The following is a 1,792-nucleotide window of genomic DNA, read 5'->3' as shown; positions in this document are numbered from 1 at the left end:
AGTCGGTATTAACCTATGAAGCCACTTATTAAGCAAAACGTTTATTCAAGCTTCAAAGAGCTTAACATGTTAGAACAGTTAGAAAAAGAACTGAAAGAGGAACTTGGTTTAGACTTCTGGGACACGATTGGGATTTTCTTTGATTATTGGCCGGAAGATGACAATGCCGATTATGAATGGGAAAGTATGCCCCTAGATATGGTTTTGCTGGGTTCAACAAGCATTTCCACGTGCACCTTTGGCTTTCTTACGGAGTTCAGTACGGTGGATGACCTTTCAAATGCAGCAATAATTCAGCATGAAGCGCTTGGTCTAGATAAACACTCCATTCTTATTGCACGTAACTTTATTGATTTTCTTCGATTGCTCATCACCCAAAAAAGCATATTTGGATTAATGTCAGACCAAGAAGCTGAACCAGACGATGATCTTGATCCCACACTCGAGTTAATTTTAAATCGAATTCAGGAACGATTTCAAATTGAGCCCTTTGAAAGTATTAAGGCCTATAAACAGCAGCTTGTTCAAGAACGTGAAAAGAGCGTTGTCGTTCAGACTTTCAATAGTCTTGGTGTAAAACGACTAACGGATCATATTACCCATTTAAAGATTGACTTGGATTATAATGAAATTGATGAACGAATTGAAGAGAGCTTACTAACGTTTGTAAAAACGGCTAGTATTGAGAGYGCTCTCGCTTATGTTCGTGATGTTCAGGAAATGAGTTATACCGACGTGCCATTTCCGGAGAAAGTTACAGTAGCAGTAAAATCTCTATTACAACAGCATGGGTTTGTGAACGAATTGCGCCGTTTCGACGCACTGTGATCCTGTAACGATGGGGCACAAATCGATTTATAACGTTTTACGACAGCTGCTACTCCTTGTTTGTTCAACTGGTAACGTGCGCTAACGGTGAATAATAGCTCAACAAGACTTTAGTGGAAAGGCGCGGAGGATATTTTGGATCAAAAATGGTTTTGTCCTGCTGTCAAAAAAGAAATTGATCAGGGTCTCTGCTGGGAGTATTTCTTTTCAGATCGGGGAGGACCTACTGATACTGCTTCCGAATTACGTGAGTGGATAAAGCTTACGAAGATATTCAGAGATATTAATCATTTTCAAGAAATATGCGAAAATTGTGAGCACAAACAAGGGTGATTGTTCCAAAGCGAAATATACGACGTTTCACAAAGTATATGGCGATGCCCCGAATGTAAGCGGCTCACTTTCTTTAACAAAGAAGGTACAGTTCCTGGGGTATATAAGTTGGAAAGTGATAGGATTGAATGATTTTTAATCKGGAGCTGACCATTCGTAGTGGCCGCTTTTCTTTCTAACGGAGTACGATAGTTCAACAACTTAAAGTGAGCAGTCCGTCGCGGTGCTGCTCACTGATTTCATTGAACTAAAGGGCAGGTTAATGGGAATAACTTGAAAAAATAGAGGACGAGATTAAAATGAAGAGACATTGATGTAAAATAGTAAAGGAGATGGTGAAAGTATTTATGTCAGCGACAAATAAATCAACATTTTTGGGGAAGTTTATTGCATATACAATATGTTCAATTCTCATCTTCTCACTAGGAATAAATGTATATCAACACAATATGTCTATTTCCGAAAGAAATAATGCTATAAAAATGTCTGAAGATTTCATGAGCAATCATGCAGCAACCTTTTCAAATGCTTTATATTCTCCTGAAAATATTGATATTATGGAATACATTAATAATCCAGATAAGTTAAGTGTAATTATTGAAGGAGTTCAACTTGCCGAATCTTATTATTT

At 37.8% G+C, this 1,792-nt stretch carries 2 protein-coding genes; both read left to right on the top strand.

Going from position 1 to position 1,792, the window contains the following annotated elements:
- Positions 1–66 precede the first annotated feature (66 nt).
- Positions 67–828, top strand: a complete 762-nt coding sequence (locus AB4Z33_RS30900) for a hypothetical protein (RefSeq protein WP_442053568.1) — start codon at positions 67–69, stop codon at positions 826–828.
- Positions 829–1,493: 665 nt separating this feature from the next.
- Positions 1,494–1,792, top strand: a 299-nt coding sequence (locus AB4Z33_RS30895; protein ID WP_442053567.1) for a hypothetical protein, incomplete at its 3' end; no start/stop codon positions are given.

The sequence above is a fragment of the Paenibacillus sp. 2TAB19 genome, assembly GCF_052115185.1.
Taxonomy (GTDB): Bacteria; Bacillota; Bacilli; order Paenibacillales; family Paenibacillaceae; genus Pristimantibacillus.
The sequence above is the reverse complement of the archived record's forward strand: the minus strand, read 5'-3'. Positions and strand labels throughout refer to the sequence as shown.